General features: G+C 63.9%; 1 protein-coding gene and 1 pseudogene. Both read right to left on the minus strand.

Going from position 1 to position 808, the window contains the following annotated elements:
- The coding region (locus M1B34_RS33590; RefSeq protein ID WP_268267424.1) for a phage tail protein at window positions 1-357 on the minus strand (357 nt) is incomplete at its 3' end.
- Window positions 354-808, minus strand: a pseudogene (locus tag M1B34_RS33595) (phage tail protein I); the annotation flags it as partial. The gene M1B34_RS33590 and the pseudogene M1B34_RS33595, both read right to left, overlap by 4 nt.

Genomic DNA, 808 nt, shown 5'->3' on the forward strand with positions numbered 1-808 from the left:
CTGGGCCAGCAAGGGCTTGAAGCTCGGTGCGCAGTTGGCCACCGCGACCATGTCGCCGTCTGCATCGTAGAGTGCGATCTCGCGGATCCAGCGGCCGCCCACATCGGAGGGAATCACCTGCTCGGCGATCACCACGTTCGGGTTGGCCGGATCCGTGCGCACTTGGTTGACCGGGGCCCGGCGCCATTCGTTGATCAGCCGGGTTTGCGTGCGATCCGGAATGGGGTCGGTGTTATTGGCATCCCCCACCCCCATCTCCTTGAAGGTCCAGGGAACGCCCAGCGCCGTGGCGTTGGCCTGCTTTGCCTCCCCAACCGCCGTGAGGATGGCGAAGAACTGACTGTTTGAATCGATCATGAGTACACGTCCAGGGTGTCAATTTCATCAATGCACATGACCTGGCCATAGCGGCCGGTCACCTCGATATCCCGGGGGCTGGGTGGATAGACATCGATCACTTCGCCCTCCCCCACATAGGCGCCGAAGCCGATAACGCCGGAGGTTTCCAGGCTGATCGCCAGGCCCGTCATGTGCCGACTGACGGGCTTGGCGTCATCGATCAGCCGGGTCAGCTCCTGATACATCTCCTCGCTGATGCCGGTGTCCAGCACCCCGACCTTGAGGGCAAAGGTCGCAGGCTCGCCCTCGGGCACCGTCTGCCACCACTCGACCACCTCAATCAGGTAGCCCAGGGGCTCGACCACCACGGCGCAGGGCACCGATGGTGGCCCTTGCGTTCATGGATGAATGAACGAGGCCCGGATGGCGTTGCGCTTTACGGCCTCGGACCAGCGCGGGTTCCCACGCG

Source organism: Pseudomonas morbosilactucae, assembly GCF_023241715.1.
In the GTDB taxonomy this organism is placed as follows: Bacteria; Pseudomonadota; Gammaproteobacteria; order Pseudomonadales; family Pseudomonadaceae; genus Aquipseudomonas; species Aquipseudomonas morbosilactucae.